Origin of the sequence: Actinomadura formosensis NBRC 14204, assembly GCF_001552155.1 — a bacterium.
GTDB lineage: Bacteria > Actinomycetota > Actinomycetes > Streptosporangiales > Streptosporangiaceae > Spirillospora > Spirillospora formosensis.
Genome location: NZ_BCQQ01000113.1, coordinates 1 through 23,493 on the forward strand (window position 1 = coordinate 1; position 23,493 = coordinate 23,493).

Here is a 23,493-nt window from a genome sequence, read left to right on the forward strand (position 1 = left end):
CGAGTGGGCGGGCAAGGGCGCTGCCGGGAGACCGCCCCGTTCGCCCGGCTCATTCGATGACCAGCACCTCCAGCGTGCGGGGCCCGTGCACCCCCTCGACGCGGGACAGTTCGATGTCGCTCGTCGCCGACGGCCCCGACACGAACGTCAGCGGACGGGACGGGTCGAGCCGTTCGAGCACCTCCGGCACGTCCGGGACGATCTGAGCGGCGCGGACGACGATCAGCTGGAAGTCGGGCACGAGCGACAGTGCGCGCGGCCCCTGCGCGAAGCCGTGGTCCAGGACGATCGTGCCGGTCTCCGCGACGGCCGCGGCGCAGCCGGTGACCGTCCCCGCCAGCCGGTCCAGGGAGGCGACGGAGAAGTCCCGCACCAGGGGCGCGTCCGTCGCGGACGTCCACTGCGCGGGCAGGTCCGGGGGAACGCCGTAGGAGCCGGGACGCGCCGACAGCCGCTCGGCGACCGTGGCGGGCACCTCGGACGGCGGCACCCGCAGGACCGTCGCGCGGTAGTCGGCGACCCGCTCGGCGAACAGGTCCAGCACGCCGCCCTCATGGTGACGGCGCAGGTAGCCGCGGTCGATCCGGGCGTAGGAGGCCGCGACGTCGGCGGCCGGGCGGGTGGGCGCCACCGCCTCGACCCGGCGGAGGATCTCCTCGCGCGCGTTCACCCGTTCCCTCCCCTCCGGCCGCCGCCCGTCCGGGCCCACCAGGCGCGGAACGACTCCGGCGGCGGCGCGGGCGCGTCCCGCGTCTCGGTCCAGGCGTGCAGCGGGCCCGGCAGCCGCCGGATCCGGCCGCCGCGCGCCACGATCCGGCGGCTCGCGGACGCGGCCCGCTGCGCGAGCGCGAGCCGGGCGGGGGAGCGCAGTATCCACCCCGCCGCCGCCATCGCCATCCGCTCCAGCCGATGGCGCGGCCCCTGCTCGACCACGCGGGCCCGCAGGTGGACGAGCACCTCCGGGATGTCGATCGCGACCGGGCACGCCTCGAAGCACGCGCCGCACAGCGACGACGCGTAGGGCAGCGAGGCGTCCACGTCCGACCCGACGCCCCGGATCTGCGGCGACAGGATCGCCCCGATCGGCCCCGGGTACGGCGACCCGTAGGCGTGGCCGCCCGCCCGCCGGTAGACCGGGCACACGTTCAGGCACGCGGAGCAGCGGATGCAGCGCAGCGCCTGCCGGCCCACCTCGTCGGCGAGGGTGCCGGTGCGGCCGTTGTCGAGCAGGACGAGATGGAAGTCGCGCGGCCCGTCGCCCGGGGAGACGCCCGTCCAGGCGGAGGTGTAGGGATTCATCCGCTCGGCGGTGGACGAGCGGGGCAGCAACTGGAGGAACACCTCCAGGTCCCGCCAGCTCGGCACGATCTTCTCCACGCCCATCACCGAGATCAGCGTCTCGGGGAGCGTGAGGCACATCCGCCCGTTGCCCTCCGACTCCAGCACGACGAGCGTGCCGGTGTCGGCGACGGCGAAGTTCACGCCCGACACCCCGACCTTCGCCGACAGGAACTTGGCGCGCAGATGCCGCCGCGCGGCCTCCGCCAGCGCGGCGGGGGAGTCGGTCAGGTCGCCGGGCGCGTCCTCCATCGCGCGCAGGAAGATGGCGCGGATGTCGGCGCGGTTCCGGTGAATGGCCGGGACGAGGATGTGCGACGGCCGGTCGTCCCCGAGCTGGACGATCAGCTCGGCGAGGTCGGTCTCGTAGGCGGTGATGCCCTCCCCGGCGAGAAACTCGTTGAGGCCGATCTCCTGCGTGGCCATCGACTTGACCTTGACCACCTCGGTCTCGCCGGTCGCCTTCACCAGGTCCGCGACGATCCGGCCGGCCTCGCCGGCGTCCCGCGCCCAGTGCACCGTCCCACCGGCCTCGGTGACCTTCTCCTCCAGCAGGCGCAGGTAGTGGCCGAGGTTCTCCAGGACGTGGTCCTTGATCTGCTTGCCGGCCTCGCGGAGCGCCGCCCAGTCGTCCAGCTCGGCGACCGCGGCGGCCCGCCGCTCCCGGATCGTGGTGGTCGCGTGCGCGAGGTTGCCGCGCAGCCGCGCATCGGCCACGGCCCGCCGCGCGGCGTCCGGAAAGGACGGCATCCCGAGATACGTGGGCATGGCCGGCCCTGCTCCGCTCATTTTGTGGGGTCCTCCTCCGTGGACGCGAGGATCTCGGCCAGATGAAGCGTCCGCACCCCCGCGCGGGTGCGGGTGAGCGCGCCCCCGATGTGCATCAGGCACGAGTTGTCGGCCGCGCACAGCACCTCCGCCCCCGTCTCCCGGACGGCGGTGACCTTGTCCGCGCACATCGCCGCCGACACCTCGGAGTTCTTCAGCGCGAACGTCCCGCCGAACCCGCAGCACTCCGCCGCGTCCGGCAGGTCCACCAGGTCGATGCCGCGGACCTCGCGCAGCAGCCGCAGCGGACGGTCGCCGGCGTGCAGCATCCGCAGCGAATGGCAGGTCGGATGGTAGGTGACGCGGTGCGGGAACCGGGCGCCGACATCGGTGACGCCGAGGACGTCCACCAGGAACTCCGACAGCTCATGCACCCGGGAGGCGACCCCGGCGGTGCGCGGCGCCAGCTTCGGATGCCAGTCGCGGATCATCGCGCCGCACGACGCGGACGGCGTCACGATCGCCTCGTACCGCTCGAACGTCTCCGCGAACCCCTTCACCAGGGGCAGCGCCTGCCGCCGGTAGCCGGTGTTGAGGTGCATCTGCCCGCAGCAGGTCTGCGACCCGGGGAACTCGACGTCATGACCGAGCCGCCGCAGCAGCCGCACCACCGCCTTGCCCGTCCCCGGGTACATCGTGTCGTTGACGCAGGTGAGGAACAACGCGACTTTCAAGCGGCGCCTCCAGAAAGCGGATGGGCCGCCGCGCCCGGACCGAGCGGGACGGCCGCCGCGGCCGAGAACTCCATGCCGTCGTACCCGGTCGGCGGGCGCGGTAGTACAGCGCGGTTGCGGGAACGGCCCCGGCACCTGTAGTCCGTACCTCGTGGGTGAGCGCTGGGATGTCGTCGTCGTCGGATCGGTCAACGCGGACCTCGTGGTCGGTGTCGACCGGCGGCCCGCGCCGGGGGAGACCGTCCTCGGCTCCGATCTCGCCACCCATCCGGGCGGCAAGGGCGCCAACCAGGCGGTCGCGGCGGCGCGGCTCGGCGGCCGGGCCGGGATCGTCGGGCGGGTCGGCGACGACGGGCACGGCGAGCTGCTGCGCGGCGCGCTCGCGGGCGACGGCGTGGACCTCGCCCACCTGGTGACCACGCCGGGGACGCCGACCGGCGTCGCGCTGATCACGGTCGGCCCGGACGGCGACAACAGCATCATCGTCTCGCCCGGCGCCAACGCCCGGCTCGGCCCGGACGACGTCGCGGCCGCCCGCGCGATGGTCACCGGCGCGTCCGTCGTGTCGGTCCAGCTGGAGGTGCCGCTGCCCGCCGTGCGGGCCGCGGCCGGGATCGCCGCGCGGGCGGGCGTGCGGGTCGTCCTCAACCTGTCGCCGGCGGCGCCCGTCCCCGGCGAGCTGCTCGCCCTCTGCGACCCCCTCGTCGTCAACGCGCACGAGGCCGCGTTCCTCCTGGACGGCGGCGGCGACGCCCGCACGATGGCGGCGGCGCTCGCCGGCTCCGGGCCCCGCTCGGCCGTCGTCACGCTCGGCGCCGACGGCGCCGTGGTCGCGGACGGGGAGGGGACGACCGCGATCCCGTCCCCGAAGGCGGACGCCGTGGACACCACCGGCGCGGGCGACGCGTTCACCGCCGCGCTCTGCCTCCGGCTGGCCCGCGGCGACTCGCTGCGCGCCGCCGCCCGGTACGCCGCCCGCGCGGGCGCCGCCGCCGTCCGCAGACGGGGAGCGCAAAGCTCCTTCCCCACACCGGACGAACTGCCCGCGCCCTAGCGGCTCGTGCGGGCCCGCAGCCGGTACAGCTCGTCGGCGACGTCGTGGACGTCGGAGCCGAGGTCGAACGCGCTCAGCAGGTGCAGGCCGCCGCCGGCGGTCTCGATCTCCAGCATTCGCGTGTGCAGCAGCAGCCGGCGCCGCTCGTCCACCCGGATCGTCGTCACCTCCTCCCAGCCGATCCGGCGATGCCCCGCATAGCCGGTGGCGACCGTGAGCCCGTCCCTGTCGGCGGCGAGCCGGACCGGCGCGACCAGGTCGCGCAGCGCGAGCGCGTTCAGCCCGACCGCCGCCGCGCCCGCCAGGAACAGGAACTGCGGATCGTGACTGTAGAGGACGATGAGCGCCGTGACGGCCGCCGCGGCGGCGCACTTGACCGCCACGTGACCTGGGGGTACCCGCCACCGCCGCTGTGCTCCCGCGTTCATGCCCGCCACCGTAGCCGCAGCGGGCGGCCGCCGGGGCCGCCGGGTCCGTCCGCTACCGTCGCACTTATGCGACTTGGAGTACTGGACGTGGGCTCGAACACCGTGCACCTGCTGGTGGTGGACGCCCATCAGGGGGCGCGGCCCCTCCCCGCGTACTCCCACAAGGCGGAGCTGAGGCTCGCCGCCCACCTCGACGACGCCGACCGCCTGTCGCAGGAGGGCGAGACGCTGCTGCGCGACTTCGTCGACGAGGCGCTGCAGGTCGCCGAGGACAAGGGTGTGGAGGACCTGGTCGCGTTCGCCACCTCCGCCGTCCGCGACGCCGCCAACGGCGATGACGTGCTGGCCCGCATCCGCGCCGACAAGTCGATCGACATCCGCGCGCTGTCCGGCGAGGAGGAGGGGCGGCTGACGTTCCTCGCCGTCCGCCGCTGGTTCGGCTGGTCGTCGGGGCGGCTGCTGGTCGTCGACATCGGCGGCGGCTCGCTGGAGATCGCCTCCGGCATCGACGAGGAACCGGACGTGGCGATCTCGCTGCCGCTCGGCGCGGGCCGGCTCACCCGCGACCGGTTCACCGCCGACCCGCCGCCGCCCGAGGAGATCCGCGAGCTGCGTCGGCACGTCCGGACGGAGATCGCGCGGCGGGTCGGGGACGTCGCCCGGTACGGGCCCGCCGATCACGCGGTCGCCACGTCCAAGACGTTCAAGCAGCTCGCCCGGATCGCCGGGGCGGCGCCCAGCGCCGAGGGCCCCTACCAGCGGCGCACGCTGGCCGGCGGCGACGTGACGGACTGGGCGGAGAAACTCGCGCCGATGCCGTCCGCGGAGCGCGCTGAGCTGCCCGGCGTGTCGGAGAGCCGCGCCGAGCAGCTGCTCGCGGGCGCGATCGTCGCGGACGCCGCGATGGACCTGTTCGGCCTCGCCGAGCTGGAGATCTGCCCGTGGGCGCTGCGCGAGGGCGTCATCCTGCGCCGCCTCGACATGATCACCGGCTGAGCGCGGCGGGGGTCACGACCAGTTCGGGTGCCCGAAGGCGCGACCCGCCGGCGTGATGACCTGGTCGCCGGTGCCGTCCGCGCGGACGGCGTGGATCACCGGGTCCTCGACCGCGCCGCGCACGTAGCAGATCCAGCGGCCGTCGGCCGACCAGGCGGGGTCCATGTCGTGCCGTCCGCCGGTCGTCACCGCGCGCGGCCCGGACCCGTCGGCGCTCATCGTCCAGATGGTGCCGTCGTCGGGCGTTCCCCGGGCGAAGGCGATCTTCGACCCGTCGGGGGACCACTCCGGGTCCACCGAGCGGACGCCGTCCTTGGTCAGCCGCGTCCAGGGGGCGCCGGGACGGTCCGGGTCGAGGGTGTAGATCTGCTCGACCCCGTCGCGTTTGCTCCAGAAGACGAGCCGTCCGGTGGACGACCACATCGGGTCGTCCTTGACCGAGGCGTCATCGGTGAGCTGCGTGACCTTGCGGTCCCGCAGGCCGATGGCGAAGATCTGCTTGGTGTCGCCCTGCCGGCCCATGTAGGCCAGGTGCTTGCCGTCGGGCGACCAGGTCACCCGTCCGCCCGCGATGTCGGTGACCTTGCGGGGGCCGCTGCCGTCGGCGTTCATCACCCACGCCTCACTGGCCCCGCCGTCCGACCGGGTGAACGCGATCAGCCTGCCGTCCGGCGACCGTTCGGGCAGGACGTCACAGGGCGACCCGCCGGCGAGCGTCTGAACGGCGGGCTTGCCGGGCGTGTAGAGGCCGATGTCGGCGTGGCACGTCTTCGGCCAGCCGGGTGCGGTGTCGATGCGGACGAGCAGCGGCTCGGACGGGAACGCCGCCGCCTGCGCGGCCGTGTTCTTCGCCTTTTCGGACGGCCGGGTCAGATAGTAGATGCCGCCCGCCACGGCCCCGGCCACCAGTACGCCCGCCACGGTCGAGGCGATGAACGCGGTGCGCCGGGACGGCCGGTCGCCCCGCCCCGGAGCCGTGGGAAGGACGGGCGGGGGCACCGCGTACTCGCGCTCGGTGGGGCGCTCGGCGGGGTGCTCATGGCCGGGCCGGGTCGCGGGCACCGGTACCGGCGGCGGAGGGGGAGCGGGCGGAGGGGGAGCGGGGACGTCGCGGGACGTGCCGCCGGGGCCGCCGACCACCGCCGTCCACGACTCGCCCAGCTCGGTCGGCACGGCGGCCTCACCGGCGCCGCCGACCAGCGCGAGCAGCAGGTCGCGGGCGCTCGGCCGGGCGCCGGGGTCCTTGCGCAGCGCCGCCTGGACGAGCCCGGACAGCGACGGCGGCAGGTCGCCGACCTCCGGGTCGGCGTGCACGGCGCGGGCCGCGAGCAGCTGGAAGGAGCCCTGCCCGAACGGGTTGCGGCCGCTCGCGGCGTAGGCGACGAGGCAGCCCCAGGCGAACACGTCCACGGCCGGGGTGACCTGCTGCGTGGTGATCTGCTCGGGCGCGATCCACCCGGGCGTGCCGACGACCTGCCCGGTCCGGGTGTGGGAGGAGGCCATGTCCAGCGCGCGGGCGATCCCGAAGTCGATCACGCGGGGACCGGAGATGGACAGCAGCACGTTGCTCGGCTTGAGGTCGCGGTGCACGAGCCCGGCGCTGTGGATGGCGACGAGCGCGGCGGCGACGCCGACCGCGACACCGTGCAGCATCCCGGGCGACAGCGCGCCCTTCTCGCTGACGTGCTCCAGCAGCGACGGCCCGTCGATGTACTCGGTGACCATGTAGGCGAGGCCGCGGTCCTCGCCGTGTTCGAGGACCTGCGCGGTGCAGAACGACGCGACCCGCTGGGCGTTGGCGGCCTCGTCGTGGAAGCGGGCGAGGAACGTCCGGTCGCCGGCCAGCTCCGCCCGGACGACCTTGACCGCGACGAGGTGTCCGGCTTCGTCGCGGCCCAGGTAGACCGCGCCCATCCCGCCCTCGCCGATCTTGCTCTCGATCCGGTACCGGCCGATCCGCGTGGGGTCGTCCGGACGCGGGTCGCGCTGGGATGACGCTCGCGGCCCATCCATGGAGTGATCCTTTCCGCCCCCATGGAGCCGCGTCTTGGCGGCCGCCCCACGGCGGCACGCGACCCCAACGCTTCCATACGATGGCAGAGGGCGGGCTGAGGTTCTAGCGTCCGCCCTCCGATCTTCGACGGGGTCCGCGACACCGCGGCGGCATGATGGGCGGTATGACGAGCGACGTGCGGACCCTGGAGTGGACGGGCGACGGGCTGCGGCTGCTGGACCAGACCGCCCTGCCGGGGCGGGTCGAGTACCTCGTGGCCCGCGACGTCGGCACGCTCGTGGACGCGATCCGGCGGCTGGCCGTGCGCGGGGCGCCGGCGCTGGGCGTCGCGGGCGCGTTCGGCGTCGCCCTCGCCGTCCTGCAGGCCGGCCGCGAGGGCTGGGACGACGCGGCGCGGGACGCGGCGATCGCGCGGATCCGCACGGCCCGTCCGACGGCGGTGAACCTGGCGGCCGGCGTCGACCGCGTCCTGCCGTTCGCCCGCAAGGGCGCCGGCGCGGTGGCGGCCGAGGCGCAGGCGCTGCTGGAGGAGGACGTGCGCGGCAACCGGGCGATCGGCGCCCACGGCGCCGACTGGCTCCGGGACCGGGTGGGCGACCGCCCCCTGCGCGTTCTCACGCACTGCAACGCCGGTGCGCTCGCCACGGCCGGATGGGGGACCGCGCTCGGCGTCGTCCGGGAACTGCACGGGCGGGGGCGCGTCGAGATCGTCTACGCCGACGAGACCCGCCCGCTGCTGCAGGGCGCCCGGCTCACCGCCTGGGAACTCGACCGGGCCGGCATCCCCTGCGTCGTCCAGGCGGACGGGGCCGCGCCCAGCACGATCCTGCGCGGCCTCGTCGACGCGGCGATCATCGGCGCGGACCGGATCGCCGCCAACGGCGACACCGCCAACAAGATCGGCTCGGTGGGCGTGGCGCTGGCCTGCCACGCCGCCGGGATCCCGCTGGTCGTCGCCGCGCCGTGGAGCACCGTCGACCTCGCGCTCCCGGCCGGGGACGGCATCCCGATCGAGGAACGTCCCGCCGCGGAGATCCTGGCCTGGGGCGGCGAGAGGACCGCCCCGGAGCGCGTGGGCGCGGTCAACCCCGCGTTCGACGTCACGCCCGCCCGCCTGGTGACCGCGCTGGTCACCGAGACGGGCGTGCTGGAGGTCGCGGCGGGCGTCACGCCCGGTGACCGCCGGGTCCGGCCGTCCCGTCGGTCCGATCGGCCATCATGGTGAGCGTGCCGTCCTCCCCGACATCCCACCCCGCGCCGCGGCCTGCGGAGCTTGAGGCCGTCCTGGAACGCATCACCTACGCCAACGAGGACACCGGCTACACGGTCGCGCGCGTGGCGACCGCCAAGACCGGAAGCGAACTGCTCACCGTCGTCGGCGCGCTGCTCGGCGCGCAGGTGGGGGAGAGCCTGCGGCTGGCCGGCCGGTGGCGCTCGCATCCGAAGTACGGCAGGCAGTTCGAGGTCGAGTCGTACACGACCGTCCTGCCGGCGACCGTGCAGGGCATCCGCCGCTACCTCGGCTCCGGGATGATCAAGGGGATCGGGCCGGTGATGGCCGACCGGATGGTGGAGCACTTCGGCACCGACATCCTGCGGATCATCGAGGAGGAGCCGGAACGGCTCGTGGAGGTCCCCGGCCTCGGCCCGAAGCGCACCAAGCGGATCGGGGAGGCGTGGGAGGAGCAGAAGGCCATCAAGGAGGTGATGGTCTTCCTGCAGGGCGTCGGCGTCTCCACCTCCCTCGCCGTCCGCATCTACAAGCAGTACGGCGACACGTCGGTCGACACCGTCCGCCGGGAGCCCTACCGGCTCGCGTCGGACGTGTGGGGCATCGGGTTCAAGACGGCCGACACGATCGCGCAGGCCGTCGGCATCCCGCACGACAGCCCCGAGCGGATCAAGGCCGGCCTCCAGTACACGCTGTCGGAGGCCGCCGACGACGGGCACTGCTTCCTGCCCGAACCGAACCTCGTCACGGCGGCGGAGAAGATCCTCGGCGTGGAGCGGGAGCTGATCGTCCCGGCGCTGGAGGAGCTGGCCCGCGACGAGGGCGTCGTCCGCGAGCCGATCCCGGGGGCGGGCGAGGACGCGGCGACGATCCCGGCCGTCTACCTGGTCCCGTTCCACCGGGCCGAACGCTCCCTCGCCCGCGGCCTCCTCGAACTGCTGAACGCCCCCGTCGACCGGCTCAAGGCCTTCGCGGACGTCGACTGGGACAAGGCCCTCCCGTGGCTCAAGCGGCGCACCGGTCAGGCGCTCGCCCCCGAGCAGGAGGAGGCGGTCAGGCTCGCGCTGACCGCCAAGGTCGCGGTGCTGACCGGCGGGCCGGGATGCGGCAAGAGCTTCACCGTCCGCTCGGTGGTGGAACTGGCCGCCGCGAAGAAGGCCAAGATCGTCCTGGTGGCGCCGACCGGACGCGCCGCCAAGCGCCTCGCCGAGCTGACCGGCCACGAGGCCGCGACCGTCCACCGGCTGCTCCAGCTCCAGCCGGGCGGCGACCCGAAGTTCGACCAGGACAACCCGCTCGACGCCGACCTGGTCGTGGTGGACGAAAGCTCCATGGTCGACCTGATCCTGGCGAACAAGCTGGTCAAGGCGATCCCGCGCGGCGCGCACCTGCTGCTCGTCGGGGACGTCGACCAGCTGCCGTCGGTCGGCGCGGGCGAGGTGCTGGCCGACCTGCTCGGCGCCGAGGTCATCCCGCGCGTCCGGCTCACGAAGATCTTCCGGCAGGCGCAGGAGTCCGGCATCGTCGTCAACGCGCACCGCGTCAACGCCGGCGACCACCCCCATACGCGCGGGTACGGCGACTTCTTCCTGTTCCCCTGCGAGGAGCAGGAGGAGGCCGCCGAACTGACCGTGGACGTCGTCGCCAACCGCATCCCGCGCAGGTTCGGTCTCGACCCGCGCCGCGACGTCCAGGTCCTCGCGCCCATGCACCGCGGCACGGCCGGGGCGGGCACCCTGAACACGCTGCTGCAGGAGGCGCTGACCCCGCACGACGACGCCCGGCCCGAACGCCGCTACGGCGGACGCGTCTTCCGCGTCGGCGACAAGGTCACCCAGCTTCGCAACAACTACGACAAGGGTGAGGCGGGCGTCTTCAACGGCACGGTCGGCGTCGTCACGAAGATCGGCCTCGAAGAGCAGTCGCTCACCGTCCTGACCGATGAGGACGAGAGCATCGACTACGCCTTCGACGAGCTGGACGAACTCGCCCACGCCTATGCGATCACGATCCACCGGTCGCAGGGCAGCGAGTACCCGGCCGTCGTCGTCCCGCTCACCACCGGCGCGTGGATGATGCTGCGCCGCAACCTCCTCTACACCGGCATCACCCGGGCGAAGAAGCTCGTCGTCCTGGTCGGCTCGCGCCGTGCCCTCGCCGCCGCCGTCCGCACCGCCGGCGCGGGCCGCCGCCACACCGCCCTGGCGCACCGCCTGGCTCAGCGGTAGCGGTCCGGCGGACGCGGGCCCGGCCGGCCTCCACCGTCAGGGTTCGTCGTCGGAGTCGCCGGGGGCGCGGGCGCTGCGTTCGGCCGCCGCGACGGCGGACCCGGCGGCCCGGCGCAGCTGGTGCCCGGCCTGCTGGACGGCGCGGACCGGACGCGCCGGCAGGTGCCGCTCCGCCCCGCGATGCCGCCGCCAGTGCTCGCGGGCGCGGGCCCGGTGCTCGACGCGCAGGTTCTCGATGAGCCGGTCGACGTCCATGGACACCTCCCCGTACAGCGGCCACAGGTCGCCGCCCGCGGCCCGCTGGTGCAGCCTGCGGGTGAGCCGGGCGCGCCGCTCGCGGGCCACGTCCACCCGCATCTCCAGGTCGTGCTCGGCGTGGAACGGCCGGGCGTCGCGGGCCAGGTCGGAGCGGGCGAGCCGCCCGTAGGCGGCGATGCTCGCGGCGATCCCGGCGAGCGCGTCGCCGAGTTCGTGGCGCAGCGTCGGGTCGGTGAGCAGCCGGCCCCGCTCGCCGAACCGCTCGTCGTCGGCGAGGGACCGGGTCAGGCCGCGCAGCGACAGCGTGAAGTGCTCCATCGTCTCCATCGCGTTGCGCAGCGCGACGCCGGCGTCCACGAGCCGCCGCGCCCGCGGGTTGAGCCGGACGCTCTCCTCGGCGGCGCCGAGTTCGCGGTCGGTCCGGCCGAGTTCGCGGGCGAGCCGCTCCGCCTCGTGCTGCCAGCGGGCCGCCTCGCCGTCGGTGCGCTCGCCGCGCAGCCCGTCGGCGATGTCCTCGACCAGGGCCCGCAGTTTCTCCGCGGTCTCCTGGACGGCATCCTCCGCCGGCCGCACCCGCACCGACGGCACCAGCAGCGTCGCCGCCAGTCCCGTCGCGGCGCCGATCAGCGTCTCCAGCACCCGCTCGGTCGCGCCGAGCTCGCTGGCCCCGCCCAGCGCGAAGATCAGCATCGCCGAGATCGGCACCTCCAGCACGTGCTCGCCGAGCCGCAGGACGTGCCCGATGACCAGGGCGGCGAGGAGGGTGAGGCCGAGCGTCCACCAGGAGAACCCGATCGTGGACGCGGCCAGCACCGCGACCAGCACCCCGGAGGTGACCGCCGCGACCCGCAGAATGCTCGCCTTGATCGTCTGGTAGACGGAGAACTGCACGACGAGCAGCGCGGTCAGCGGCGACAGCAGCGGCTGCGGCCCGCCCGGCGGCAGGACCGCGGTCGCCAGCACGAACGACAGCACGGCGGTGAGCGTCAGCCGGGCGATGCGGTAGACCGTGGACTGCGCCTCCGTCGTGACGCGCAGTGGCGAGCGGCCGGCGCGGTCACCGCGGCCGGGACGGCGGCGCAAGAACGGAAGTGACATGCCGTCGGTCTTCCCGCGTGATCGGACGGGTCACTCTTTTCGCCGGGCGCGGAACGCGGCGACGTTCGTCCGGTTCGCGCACGTCTCCGAGCAGAAGCGGCGCCGCCCCGAGCGGGACGTGTCGGCGTACACGCGGTCGCATCCCCCGGCGGCGCAGACGCCGGTCCGGCCGAGCCCGTGCTCGACGAGCAGTTCGGCCAGGTTCATCAGCGTGGTCGCGCGGAACCGGTCCGGGAGCCGGGACGAGGGCGGCGCGTAGTGCAGGTGCAGGCCGTGCGGCCCGTGGTCGGACAGGTGCGGACGCGGGGGGCTCTCCAGCATGAGCCGGTTCAGCAGCGCCGTCGCCTCCTGGAGCCGGGTGGCCTCGAAGAACGGGCGCAGCGTCCGGCCCCACCGGCGGAACTCCGCGGCGTCGGCGTCCTCGAACTCCTCCGAGAAGAACCGGTTCTCGCGCAGGAGACGGCGCAGCGCGCCGGCCGAGGCGTCGCCGCCGGTGCTGGTCACGGCGTTGACCAGCGCCACCGCCGCCGCCACGCCGTGGCTCCTGTACCCGGGGATCCGCACGGGCCGCCCCTAGTGGCGCCAGCGGGTGGCGGCCGCGATCTGCTGCGGGGTCGCGCCGTCCAGCAGGGCGATCTCCCCGCGCCGCACCGCCGACACCGTGTCGATCACCGCCTCGCCGAGCGCGTCCCGCAGCACGGGGTCCGCCTCGAACGCCGCGACCGACTCCGCCAGCGACGCCGGCAGCGGCGCGATGCCCCGGGCGGCGCGCTCGTCCTCGCCGAGGGCGGCCGGGTCGACGTCGACCGGCTCGGGGAGCCGCAGGCCGGTGCCGAGCCCGTCGCGTCCGGCGGCGAGCAGCGCGGCGAGCAGCAGGTACGGGTTGGCGGCGGCGTCCACGCACTTGACCTCCACGTTCGCCGCGGTCTCCCGCTCGCCTTCGGCGCCGGTGACAAGCCGCAGCGCCGCCTCCCGGTTCTCCAGCCCCCAGCACGCGAACGCGCCCGCCCAGTGCGACGGGATCAGCCGCAGGTAGCTCGCGACCGTCGGCGCGCCGATCGCCAGCAGCGCGGGCAGCCGGTGCAGGATGCCGGCGGTGAACGACTCCCCGGCGCCCGTCATCGCGTACGGGCCGGAGCCGCCCGCCATCGCGTTCACCGAGCCGCGCCCCGTCGCGTTCGCCGGCCCGCCCGGCAGGGAATTGGCCGTGCCGCGTGCCGTCGCGTTCGCCGTGCCGCCGGCCGGGCCCTCCCGCCACAGGCTGAGGTGGACATGGCCGCCGTTGCCGACCGAGCCGGCCTCGACCTTGGGGGAGAAGGACGCGGCGAGGCCGTGCTCCAGCGTCACCGCCCGGATCGTCTCCCGGACCAGGACGGCGGTGTCGGCCGCGCCGGCCGGGTCCTCGGCGGTCACCGACACCTCGTACTGCCCGGCCGCGTACTCGGGGTGCAACTGGGCGACCGTGACGCCCGACGACTTCAGCGCCCCGAGGACGTCCCGCAGGTAGCCGGCCAGTTCGGTGACCCGCGTCATCCCGTACGCGGGGCCCTTGCAGGCGGGCGAGAAATCGTCCCCGCCGCCCTTCGACACCGCCCACTCGATCTCGAACGCCGCCTTCACCGACCAGCCCAGCGCGGCGAGCCGGTCGGTCTCGCGGCGCAGCAGGATCCGCGCGTCCAGCGGGTGGGCGGAGCCGTCCTGCGCGTACCGGAGCGCCGGCGCGTGCGCCCAGCCGGGCAGCGCCGCCATCGGCACCAGCCGCTCCAGGACGGGATGCAGCCGCAGATCGCCGGTCGGGCCGCCGATGTAGCGGCCGGAGACGACCGAGTCGTCCAGCAGGAACACGTCGAACACCGGGGACATCCCGACGCCCCACCTGGCGGCGTGCTCCAGCCGGTCCACCGGGACGGTCTTGGTGCGGGTGATGCCGCTGACGTCCACCCAGGTCAGCGCGACGGCCACGATGCCCTCCCCGGCCAGCCTGCGGGCCGTCTCGGCGGCCCGCTCGCCGAGCCGCGCGCGGGTGGATCCGCTGAGCGCGTACACGGCGAGGCCGGGATCGGCGGCGGTGGTCTCCTGGCTCTGTTCCACGGTGCTGGCTCCCGGTCGGAGTGGCGGCGAAGGACGCGGGCACGGGTCCGTAAGGGCATCGTAGGGAGAACCCCGCCCCGGCGCAGGGAAGGGGGTTCTGGGAGGGAGGCGGGTGCCATGCTCGAACATCTGGAGTCGCTGCGGCTGGTCGACCACCACTGCCACGGCGTCCTCGGCCGCGACCTGGACCGGACGGCGTTCGAGGAGTCGCTGACCGAGGCGGAGACGGCGGGCCCGCCCGGCGTGAGCATGTTCGACACGCAGGTGGGGTTCGCGCTGCGGCGCTGGTGCCCGCCCGTCCTGGACCTCGACGCGCACGCGGAACCGGACGACTACCTGGCGCGCCGGGCCGAACTCGGCGCCGCCGAGGTCAACCGGCGCTTCCTGGCCGCCGCCCGGCTGGACGCGCTGTATGTGGACACCGGCTACACACCCGAGGCGATACTCGGCCCGCCCGAGCTGGGCCGGCTCGCCGGCGCGGACGCCCGCGAGATCGTCCGGCTGGAGACGGTGGCGGAGCAGGTCGCGGCCGGCGGCACCGGCGCCGCCGGCTTCGCCGGCGAGGTGCGCGCCCGGCTCGACGCGCGGGACGCCGCCGGCGCCAAGTCGATCGCCGCCTACCGGGCGGGGCTGGAGCTGTCCGGCCCGCGGCCGTCCGAGACCGAGGTCGCGCGGGCGGCCGGGCGGCTGATGCGCGCGGCGGAGGCGGGCGGCACCGGGCCGCGCGTGTGCGAGGAGGTCCTGCACCGGTTCCTCGTCTGGTGCGCGGTCGACGCGGGGCTGCCCGTCCAGTTCCACGTCGGGTACGGGGACGTGGACGCCGACCTGCGCCGCGGCGACCCGCTGCTGCTGATCGAACTGCTGCGCGCCATGGACCCCGCCCCGGCCCTCCTCCTGCACAACTATCCGTTCCACCGGCACGCCGGTTACCTCGCCCAGGTGCTCCCCAACGTCTACGTCGACGCCGGGCTCGCGACGCACAACCTGGGCCACCGGTCGCCCGCGCTGATCGCCGAACTGCTGGAGCTGGCGCCGTTCGGGAAGGTGCTGTACTCCTCGGACGTGTTCGGGCTCGCCGAGCTGTACCACCTGGGCGCACTGCTGTTCCGGCGCGGCCTCGCGGGTTTCCTCGCGGGCGGGATGGAGGACGGCGCCTGGACGGCACGGGACGCCGAGCGCGTCGCGGGAATGGTCGCATCCGGCAACGCCCGCCGTGTCTACGGCCGGTGAACGAGACGATCTTTCTGGGAGGAGACCGGCATGGCCGCACGTGCACGCCTGTTCGTCATCGGAGGCGACGCCGCCGGGATGAGCGCCGCGTCCCAGGCCCGCAGGCTGCGCGGCCCGGACGAACTGGACATCACCGTCGTCGAGCGCGGGCACCACGCGTCCTACTCGGCGTGCGGCATCCCGTACTTCGTCGGCGGCGTGGTCGACGACCTCGGCAAGCTGATCGCCCGCACCCCCGCCGAGTTCCGCGACCGCGGCATCGACCTGCGGCTGCGCGAGGAGGCCGTGGAGATCGACCTGGCTGGCGGCCGGGTGCGCGTCCGCGGCGTGGACGGCGGCGGCGAGCGCTGGGAACCCTACGACGACCTCATGGTCGCGACCGGTGCCGTCCCGGCCCGGCCGCGGCTGCCCGGAGCGGACGCGAAGGGCGTCCACGGCGTGCAGATCCTGGACGACGGGGTGGCGATCCGCCGCCTCCTCGAAGAGCGCGCGCCGCGCCGGGCCGTCGTCGTGGGCGGCGGCTACATCGGCCTGGAGATGGCCGAGGCGATGGTGAGGCGCGGCCTGGAGGTGTCCCTGGTGGACGCCGTCGACCAGCCGATGCGGACCCTCGACCCGGACATGGGCGCGGTCGTCGCGGACGCGATGCGCGGCCTGGGGATCAAGCTGTACCTGGGGGAGCCGGTCGAGGGCTTCGACACCGGCCCGGACGGGCATGTCAGCGCCGTCCGCACCGCGGACCGGACCCTGCCCGCCGGCCTCGTCGTCCTCGGCCTGGGCGTGCGGCCCGAGTCCGCCCTGGCCCGCGTCGCCGGAATCGAGATCGGCCCGACGGGCGGCATCGTCACCGACCGGCGGATGCGGACCCCGGCCGAGCGGGTGTGGGCGGCGGGCGACTGCGTCGAGACCCGGCACCTGGTGTCCGGCGCCCCGGTCGCGATCGCGCTCGGCACGCACGCCAACAAGCAGGGCCGCGTCGCCGGCATCAACCTCGGCGGCGGCTACGCGACCTTCCCCGGCGTCGTCGGCACCGCCGTGTCCAAGATCTGCCGGGTGGAGGTCGCGCGGACGGGGCTGAACGAGCGGGAGGCGGCCGCCGCCGGGTTCGAGACGCTGAGCGTGACCGTCGAGTCCACCACCCGCGCCGGCTACCACCCGGGCGCCACCACGATGAAGACCAAACTGATCGCCGAGCGGCGGTCGGGGCGGCTGCTCGGCGCGCAGATCGTCGGCGAGGAGAACGCCGCCAAGCGGATCGACGGCCTGGCCATCGCGCTGTGGAACGGGATGACGGTCGAGCAGATGACGGGGCTCGACCTCGGCTACGCGCCGCCGTTCGCGCCCGTCTGGGATCCCGTCCTGATCGCCGCCCGCAAGGCCGCCGACGCCGTCGAAGCGGACATGCGCTCCGGGACGTGACCCGTCCTCGGACGGGGCTCAGGGCGGGCCGGCAACGCGGCCAAGATCACAATGACCGGTTGGTCATCACGCTGAGCTGGACCGTTCCCGGTGACATGCGCGGGCGGTGCGGCCCGCGCCCGGCGGGGGATGCCGTGCGATCTTGCCGCGAAGATCATCAAGTGGCAGGGTTGGTCCGTCCGCGGATCGACTGGGAGCCAATCCGGCAGGACCAATCCGCGGGCCAGGGTCCGAATCAACGGAGGGTGCACGTGAAGTACCGCACGATCGTTCCCGTTCTGCTCGGCGCCGGGCTGACCGCCGCCATGGTCAGCGCCCCGGCGGTCGCCTCGGCGTCGACCACCGGCGTCTCCGCCAAGGCGACCCACCACAAGTCGGCGGCCTGCAAGACGCCGAGGGGCCAGCGCATCAACATCTCCTGGGGCGACGGCAACGTCTCCACGACCGTCTACTACAACAACCACTGCAACCAGAAGCGGGCCATCGAACTCGACTTCAGGCGCAGCAACGGCACGTACTTCAACAAGTGCTTCGTCGCGCCGGCCCGCAAGAAGGGCCACAAGAAGATCCAGAACAGCATGCCGTACAAGGTCACGATCCTGCCCGGCGGCTCCTGCTGACACGCCCCACCCGCCAGCGAACTCGCATCAGGGGGACCAAGCATGTCCGCGCGTTCACGTAAGACCGGTCTGCGCACCCGCGCGGCCGTCATCGCCACGGCCGCCGTCGCGACCGCCGGTCTCGGCGTCGGTGTCGGCGCCACTCCCGCCATGGCCAAGGTCCACCGCGGCGTCTCCGGCTGCTTCGCCTGGTCCTACGGCGACGGCAACACCTCGGTCACCGTGTACTGGCACAACCGGTGCAAGCGCCGGGAGAAGCTGAGGATCGTGTACAGCCTGGGCTGGACGAACAAGACCTACCGGAAGGTGGTCGGCTCCAACGCCAAGGGGCACAAGAAGTTCCAGACCGCCAGCATCGTGGCCATCGTCGACGACGGCCGCGCCTGATCGGCGTCCGGTAACGGGGGTGCGGCACACGGTGCCGCACCCCCGTCATCGATGATCCACCAGGTGCCGTCCGGCCGGGCGCGGCGACAGGTGTGCCCGATCTCGATCCGGTAGGTCGGTGTTCTCCCCTAACGCGGGGCGCCATGAGCACGACGGCGGCCGATGAGAACACGCGGAAGACATCGGATGACCGCACGATCCTGTGGGCACCCGGGGAGCGTGGGCAATGGGCCGCGATCCGGCCCTACGAATCCCGGCGGACGACGAGCGGGAGGAAGCCGCCGAGCGGTTCCGGGACGGGCGGATGCACTACGTCCCCACACAGGCCGCGTTCCTCGCGCAGGCGCCCGAGCACCTCGCACGGCCGCTCCTGGCCGACTGGCACCCGGACGTGACATGGGATTTCGCCCATTCGCTCCGTCCCCTTGTGGCCCGTTTCGGGGCGGAGGTGTGGGACCTGTCGTTCTCCCGGACCTCGTGGCGCCGCGGCGCATCCCAGGACAACGGCATCGAGCACTGGATCTCCTGGACGCTCGCCCCCGGCATGACCGTCGTGGTCAACCTGGATCCAGGCATCGTGGTCGGCTACGTGGACCTGAATCCCGTCCAGACGATCGAGCGCGTCTGGGTCGGCAGGGCGCCCGGAGACCATGTGCCGTCTCTCGTGATCGAGGGCGGCTTCGCGGACATGGACCCCGTCCTCGTCTCCGAACTCCTCACCGACCTGACGAACCTCACCGTTCCCTAGCCAGGCCCTGCTCGGGTTCACCTCCGACCCGTCCCCTGGTCAGCGGTCGGGTGGACCGTGCTCGTCCCTCCCGGTCTCGGCGCCGCGGCCCGCAGCCCTGCGGTGCAGCCGGTGGACGGCGGTCACTCCGGCGGCGACGTGCAGCGCACCCCAGCAGGCCAGCAAGACCAGGCCCAGCCGGCTGCTGATCCACAGATGAGTGGCGATCGAGCAGATCAGGAGGAGCAGGGCGGCGAGCACGTGCGCGGGGCGGCGTCCGGCGCTCATGGCGGCTCTCATTCGGCCGCGTCCCGTGCGAGGGGCGGGGCCGGGGTCGACGATCGCGGCCGGGTCGCCCGGACGTAGTGCAGCAGCGGCCGCTGGTCGCCTTCGTCCCGGACGTCGAATCCCGCATCGGTGATGAGGCCGCGGAGCCGTCCGATCGGATTGCGGGCCATGGCCGGGCCCGCGAGCGCCGAGGTCAGGTGCGCACCCGTCCGCCCGGTGGGCGGACGGAAGTCGGCGATCAGCAGCCGGCCCCCGGGGCGCAGGACCCGGAACATCTCGCGCATCGCCGCGTCGCGTGCGTCCACGGGGATGTGGTGGACGGCCAGGCTTGAGACCACCCGGTCGAAGGCCATGTCGCCGAAGGGCAGGTCCTGGGCCTCCCCGAGGACGTAGGAGCAGTTGCCGGGCGCGCGCCGCCGGGCGTAGTCGATCATCGGCCCGGACGGGTCGAGCCCCGTCGCCCGGCCCTCCGGGCCGACCCGGGCGGCCAGCAGCGACGTCAGATACCCGGTGCCGCAGCCGACGTCCAGCACCGTGTCGCCGCTGCGGGCGTCCGCCAGCGCCGCCAGCCGGGTGAAGACCCGGCGGCGTCGTCCGGCGAACCAGACCGCGGCCATCACCTCGTAGGCGCGGGCGCGCTCGATCGTGCCACCGGCGTCCTCGCGTTCGCCGTGCGTGTGCAGGAACCGTCCGAGTCCCATGACGACCTCCTTGCTTAGTCGCGACTAAGTACGACTCTAACTTAGTCGCGACTAAGTCGGGGGATGGGGGCTCTAGACTGCCGGGGTGAACGACAGCACCGAGACGTCCGGCCGGTCTCGCCGGGCGCGGCTGAGCCCCGAGCAGCGCCGCGAGTCGATCCTCGCCGCGGCCACCGAGGTCTTCGCCGCCACGGGATACCGGGCCGGCAAGGTCCGGGACGTGGCGGACAGGATCGGGGTCAGCGAGCCGGTGATCTTCCAGAACTTCGGGTCCAAGGCGGCCCTGTTCACCGCGGTGCTGGACCGGGCGCTCGCCACGGTCGAGTCGACGCTCTCGGCCATGGCCGACCAGGCGGGATCGGTGTCGGAGTCGCTGGCCGAGGCGCTGTCGCCGGGCCATGTCGAGGCGCTGCACGCCCCGGGGTCCCTCGGGATGCTGTTCGCCGACGCCGCCGCCCTCACCGACGAGCCCGGCGTGGCCGACGCCGCCCGGCGCGCCGTGCAGAGGATGGCCGCCATGCTGACCGGCCTGCTGCGCCGCGGCCAGGAGGACGGTGACATCCGCCCGGACCTCGACCCCGGTACCGGCGCGTGGTGGATCTTGTCGCTGCTCTCCGCGCGGCGGTTCCGGACGGCGGTCCTGGGCGATGGGCACGGCATGGAGGCCGACCTCACCGCCCTCACGCTACGGACACTGACCGGCCGACCACCGCCCCCTTGACGCTCATGGCGGGCCGCGCTACGACCCGCCGCCTCCGGAGATCACGCCGTACTCCTCGCGGGGGAGTCAGGAGCTGCGAAGAGAGTCGGCTATGCCTCGGGCCACCTCCGATTCCTCCAGGCGGCCGAGGCGTTCGAGGACGTAGGACTTGTTGTAGTAGTTGTTCCAGGAGTCGGGGCCGTTGTCGATGGCGTAGTCGATGGCGGGCAGCGCCTCCTCGTAGCGGCCCGTCCGGACCAGCGCGGCGCCCCTGACGCTGTGGGCGTTGGCGGCGTCGTACCGCCGGCCGCCGACCGCCCGCCCGGCGGTGATGAGGGCGATGAGGTGGTCGGCGGCGGCCAGCGCGTCCGCGTCCCGGTCGAGGTCGAGGAACAGCAGGGCCCGGCTGAGTTGCGGGGCGGGATAGCCGGGCTGGAGGGCGATCGCCTGGTCGTAGGCGGCGAGCGCCTCGTCCGTCCGTTCCAGCCGGGAGAGTGCGCCGGCCCTCTCGTAGAGCGCCGCCACGTCGGACGGGTTGCAGCGCAGGGCCTCCTCGAAGGAGGCGAGGGCTTCGGCGTTCCGGTTCAGCTGGACCAGCGCGCCGCCGCGCCAGTAGTGGGCCGCCGCGTAGCGGGGGCGGAGCCGGACGGCCGCGTCGAACTCCCGCAGGGCGTCCCCGGGGCGGCCGGACTCGACCAGTTCGACCCCTCTCCTGTGGTGTTCGACCTCGGCCGGGCGGGGACGGCCGCTGAGCCGCTCCAGTTGCGCGCCGGGGATGAGTTTGCCTCCGCAGGCCGCGCACCGGGGCACGCGGAAGAGGGAGCCGGGCGCGTGGCAGCGGTCGCAGTAGTTGTTCCCGCAGTCCGCGCAGATCATGAACTTGATCGCGAAGCCCTCGGGGTCGTTGCGCGCCACCGGGTTGCCACCCGGCACCTTAGACACCGAGATGAGCCGCGTGCACGCCCAGCCCGAACAGCTGAGGATCATGGTCGTCCCTTTCCGTCCTCGAACGTGTGGTCCCAGTCGAGTTCCCAGGCCCGCATCACGTGGTCCCGGCCGCGCGTCACCGCGAGGTGGGCGTCGGCGCTGAGGCCGACCCACTCGACGGCGGTCGTGTGCGCCTTGAGGGTGTGCAGGCAGCGCCCGGCCGGCAGGTCCCAGACGCGCAGCGTCCCGTCGGCCCCGCCGGAGACCGCGAACCTGTCGCCGGTGCCCTGGGCCAGGCAGGTGACCGGCTCCGGCGGGTGGTGCAGGAGGCGTTCGGCGTGCAGGTCCCAGACGCGCAGGGCGTGGTTCGGGCCGACGGTGGCGGCGATGCCGCCGTCGGCGTGCACGCGGATCGAGGCGAGGCTCTGCGACGGGCCCCGGACGTAGCCGGTGGCCTCGCCGGTCGTCCCGTCCGCCGTCCACAGGGTGCCGACCGTGTGCCCGCACGACACCACCGTGCGGCCGTCCGCGCTCATGGCGGCCGGTGTCTGGCCCGGCAGGATGTGCGCGCGCCGCTCGTCCAGCCGCCACAGCTTCACCACACGGCCGAGATCGCCCACCAGGAGGGTCCGGGCGTCGGGACCGAAGCGAAGGGAGAAGACGATCCCGTTGTGCCTTTTGAGGACGTGTTTGCGCTTGCCCTTGGCGAGGTCCCAGACACGGACGACGCCGTCCTCGTCGCCCGATGCGGCGAGTCGTCCGTCCGGGCTCACCGTCAGCGCCCTGACCTCGGCGCGGTGCCCGCCGAGGACGTCGGCGCATTCGCCGGACGCCACGTCCCACACCCGGACCCTCCCGTCGCTCGCCCCGGTCAGCAGCCGGCGGCCGTCGGGGGTGAAGACGGCGCAGTCGACGGACGTGCCGCCCACCTGGAGTCTGTGCAGGAGGTCGCCGGACGCCGCGTCCACGAGCCACACGATCGACCAGCCGCCGAACGCCACCGCGAGGACGCCGCCGGGGCTCAGGACGCTCCTGCTCACCGCCTTGCGTTCGGTGTCCGGAAGCTCCCGCCCCCGCCAGGCTCCCAGCAGGTCCGTCCGGCGGCCGCGCCGCCCGGCCGCACGCCACAGGGCGAGCAGCTCGCGGCTGCGTTCGTGACCGGGAACGTTCCGCGCGGCGCGCAGCTCCGCCGAGGCCCGCGCCCAGTCTCCGCCCTCCGCGAGGCGGCGGGCCCGGGAGAGGGCGAGGCCCACCATGTCGGCCTCCCGTGCCAGTTCCGCCGCCGTGCGCGGACGGGCGTGGCTCCACGGTGCGCGCGGCCCGGCGTCCGCGAGCCGCCACGCCTGGACGGCCGATCCGCCCGGGGCGGTGACCGCGTGGCGCCCGTCGTCGCTCAGCGTCAGCGCCCCGGTGAGGGTGCCGCGGCCCGGCAGCGTGCGGAGGCACCGCCCTTCGTCCAGGTCCCACAGTTGCAGTCCGTCCGGGCCGCTCGCCAGTGCCCGCGTGCCGTCGCCGCTGACCGCGAACCGGGTGTCGCGTCCGACCGGGAGTTCCACGGTCCGCAGCGGGCGGCCCGCCACGGCGTCCCAGACGCGCAGCTCCGTCCCGGTCACGGCGAGCGCGATACGTCCCCCCGCGCTGAGCGCGACGCGCGCTCGCGGTATCGATGTCGTCCGGACGAGCATGCCCTTGGCGGCGTCCCACACCCGCAGGCGCATGGTGGTGGGCTCCCACCTGACGACAAGGCCGTCGCCGGTCACCGCGACGGCTCCGCCGAGGCGGTGCGCGAGGTCCTGTTCCTTCTGCAGGGTGCGGACGCAGCGCCCGCCGCCCGTCTCCCAGAGCCGGACCGCCCCGTCCTCCGCGGCCGACACCAGGTGTGAGCCGTCCGAGGTGAACGCGAGGGAGTCGACCCGGCCGGCGTGGTCGCCGAGCCGGTGCAGGAGGGTTCCGGACCGGACGTCCCACACGAGCACGGCCCGGTCCGCGCCGGCGGAGGCCATGAACCGGCCGCAGGGACTCAGCGCGACCGCGCTCACCCCGCCCGCGAGCCCGGCGGAATGCGCGGGCAGCGTGTGGACGCAGCGTCCGGTCGCCAGGTCCCAGACGCGCACGGTGCCGCCTTCGGAACCGGGCGGGGGAGGGTTCGAGCCGTCCCGGCCGCCGCTCACCGCCAGGTCCGCGTCGGCCCCGAGCGCGACGGCGCTGACCGAGCCGGCGTGACCCGCCAGGACCGCGGGCGGCGCCGCGGCGGGC

22 protein-coding genes are annotated in these 23,493 nt (G+C 74.3%); 10 read left to right on the forward strand and 12 right to left on the reverse strand.

Annotation, left to right across the window (positions count from 1 at the left end; all coding sequences use genetic code 11):
• Window positions 1–49 precede the first annotated feature (49 nt).
• From AF1_RS24840 to AF1_RS24850, 3 genes are read right to left on the reverse strand one after another with little or no spacing between them, the layout of a single operon-like run.
• Window positions 50–670: a LutC/YkgG family protein gene (locus AF1_RS24840; protein ID WP_067804095.1), complete on the reverse strand. Its 621-nt coding sequence runs from the start codon at window positions 668–670 to the stop codon at window positions 50–52.
• Window positions 667–2,088: a LutB/LldF family L-lactate oxidation iron-sulfur protein gene (locus AF1_RS24845; RefSeq protein ID WP_207394171.1), complete on the reverse strand. Its 1,422-nt coding sequence runs from the start codon at window positions 2,086–2,088 to the stop codon at window positions 667–669. The genes AF1_RS24840 and AF1_RS24845 overlap by 4 nt, the downstream gene beginning before the upstream one ends.
• A gap of 35 nt (window positions 2,089–2,123) precedes the next feature.
• Window positions 2,124–2,840 (reverse strand): (Fe-S)-binding protein, encoded by a 717-nt coding sequence (locus tag AF1_RS24850; protein ID WP_067804042.1) that lies wholly within the window; start codon window positions 2,838–2,840, stop codon window positions 2,124–2,126.
• A 151-nt stretch (window positions 2,841–2,991) separates the two neighbouring features.
• Between AF1_RS24850 and AF1_RS24855 the strand changes: the two genes are divergently transcribed.
• Window positions 2,992–3,894, forward strand: coding sequence for a ribokinase (locus tag AF1_RS24855; RefSeq protein ID WP_067804045.1), 903 nt, complete (start codon window positions 2,992–2,994; stop codon window positions 3,892–3,894).
• Here AF1_RS24855 and AF1_RS24860 read toward each other — a convergent pair.
• The gene (locus tag AF1_RS24860; protein WP_067804047.1) at window positions 3,891–4,322 is read right to left on the reverse strand and encodes a PH domain-containing protein; all 432 of its coding nucleotides are present in this window, start codon (window positions 4,320–4,322) and stop codon (window positions 3,891–3,893) included. The genes AF1_RS24855 and AF1_RS24860 overlap by 4 nt on opposite strands.
• Before the next feature lie 66 nt (window positions 4,323–4,388).
• On the opposite strand from AF1_RS24860, the gene AF1_RS24865 reads away from it, so the two are divergent.
• Window positions 4,389–5,318 carry a Ppx/GppA family phosphatase gene (locus tag AF1_RS24865; RefSeq protein WP_067804050.1) on the forward strand — a complete coding sequence of 310 codons (930 nt, stop codon included), beginning with the start codon at window positions 4,389–4,391 and terminating at the stop codon, window positions 5,316–5,318.
• A 12-nt stretch (window positions 5,319–5,330) separates the two neighbouring features.
• On the opposite strand, the gene AF1_RS24870 is transcribed toward AF1_RS24865, so the two are convergent.
• A complete protein-coding gene (locus AF1_RS24870) occupies window positions 5,331–7,331 on the reverse strand; it encodes a protein kinase domain-containing protein (RefSeq protein WP_067804053.1) in 2,001 nt (666 codons plus the stop codon).
• Window positions 7,332–7,495: 164 nt separating this feature from the next.
• Here AF1_RS24870 and mtnA point away from each other — a divergent pair, with 164 nt between their 5' ends.
• Both mtnA and recD2 read left to right on the forward strand, forming a co-directional pair.
• Entirely contained in the window at window positions 7,496–8,557 is a 1,062-nt protein-coding gene (mtnA, locus tag AF1_RS24875; RefSeq protein WP_067804056.1) for an S-methyl-5-thioribose-1-phosphate isomerase, read from the forward strand.
• Complete coding sequence (gene recD2 / locus AF1_RS24880) at window positions 8,551–10,791, forward strand: SF1B family DNA helicase RecD2 (RefSeq protein ID WP_067804058.1); 2,241 nt, start codon at window positions 8,551–8,553, stop codon at window positions 10,789–10,791. Before mtnA ends, recD2 begins: the two co-directional genes overlap by 7 nt.
• Window positions 10,792–10,827: 36 nt before the next feature.
• Here recD2 and AF1_RS24885 read toward each other — a convergent pair whose 3' ends face one another.
• Genes AF1_RS24885 through AF1_RS24895 form a run of 3 tightly spaced genes read right to left on the reverse strand, consistent with a single transcriptional unit; the run spans window position 10,828 to window position 14,238 of the window.
• A complete protein-coding gene (locus tag AF1_RS24885) occupies window positions 10,828–12,147 on the reverse strand; it encodes an FUSC family protein (protein WP_067804061.1) in 1,320 nt (439 codons plus the stop codon).
• Between the two features lie 30 nt (window positions 12,148–12,177).
• A complete protein-coding gene (locus AF1_RS36565) occupies window positions 12,178–12,681 on the reverse strand; it encodes a CGNR zinc finger domain-containing protein (protein ID WP_067804064.1) in 504 nt (167 codons plus the stop codon).
• A gap of 39 nt (window positions 12,682–12,720) precedes the next feature.
• Entirely contained in the window at window positions 12,721–14,238 is a 1,518-nt protein-coding gene (locus tag AF1_RS24895; protein ID WP_207394170.1) for a type I glutamate--ammonia ligase, read from the reverse strand.
• Between the two features lie 117 nt (window positions 14,239–14,355).
• On the opposite strand from AF1_RS24895, the gene AF1_RS24900 reads away from it, so the two are divergent.
• From AF1_RS24900 to AF1_RS24920, 5 genes are all read left to right on the forward strand, one after another.
• Entirely contained in the window at window positions 14,356–15,468 is a 1,113-nt protein-coding gene (locus AF1_RS24900) for an amidohydrolase family protein (RefSeq protein ID WP_067804067.1), read from the forward strand.
• Between the two features lie 30 nt (window positions 15,469–15,498).
• Entirely contained in the window at window positions 15,499–16,887 is a 1,389-nt protein-coding gene (locus tag AF1_RS24905; RefSeq protein WP_067804070.1) for an FAD-dependent oxidoreductase, read from the forward strand.
• Window positions 16,888–17,138: 251 nt separating this feature from the next.
• Window positions 17,139–17,507, forward strand: a complete 369-nt coding sequence (locus tag AF1_RS24910) for a hypothetical protein (protein WP_067804073.1) — start codon at window positions 17,139–17,141, stop codon at window positions 17,505–17,507.
• 42 nt (window positions 17,508–17,549) lie between these two features.
• Window positions 17,550–17,894, forward strand: coding sequence for a hypothetical protein (locus AF1_RS24915; protein ID WP_067804076.1), 345 nt, complete (start codon window positions 17,550–17,552; stop codon window positions 17,892–17,894).
• A gap of 226 nt (window positions 17,895–18,120) precedes the next feature.
• Entirely contained in the window at window positions 18,121–18,642 is a 522-nt protein-coding gene (locus AF1_RS24920) for a hypothetical protein (protein WP_067804080.1), read from the forward strand.
• Between the two features lie 39 nt (window positions 18,643–18,681).
• Here AF1_RS24920 and AF1_RS24925 read toward each other — a convergent pair whose 3' ends face one another.
• Together AF1_RS24925 and AF1_RS24930 are read right to left on the reverse strand one after the other, a co-directional pair.
• Window positions 18,682–18,909, reverse strand: a complete 228-nt coding sequence (locus AF1_RS24925; protein WP_067804082.1) for a hypothetical protein — start codon at window positions 18,907–18,909, stop codon at window positions 18,682–18,684.
• Window positions 18,910–18,917: 8 nt separating this feature from the next.
• Window positions 18,918–19,610, reverse strand: coding sequence for a class I SAM-dependent methyltransferase (locus AF1_RS24930; RefSeq protein ID WP_067804085.1), 693 nt, complete (start codon window positions 19,608–19,610; stop codon window positions 18,918–18,920).
• 85 nt (window positions 19,611–19,695) lie between these two features.
• On the opposite strand from AF1_RS24930, the gene AF1_RS24935 reads away from it, so the two are divergent.
• Window positions 19,696–20,331 carry a TetR/AcrR family transcriptional regulator gene (locus AF1_RS24935; protein WP_067804089.1) on the forward strand — a complete coding sequence of 212 codons (636 nt, stop codon included), beginning with the start codon at window positions 19,696–19,698 and terminating at the stop codon, window positions 20,329–20,331.
• A gap of 66 nt (window positions 20,332–20,397) precedes the next feature.
• Here the strand turns inward: AF1_RS24935 and AF1_RS24940 are convergent, their stop codons facing one another.
• Window positions 20,398–21,252, reverse strand: coding sequence for a tetratricopeptide repeat protein (locus AF1_RS24940; protein WP_165488439.1), 855 nt, complete (start codon window positions 21,250–21,252; stop codon window positions 20,398–20,400).
• Window positions 21,253–21,293: 41 nt separating this feature from the next.
• A partial coding sequence (locus AF1_RS24945; RefSeq protein WP_169804057.1) for a WD40 repeat domain-containing protein occupies window positions 21,294–23,493 on the reverse strand: 2,200 nt, incomplete at its 5' end.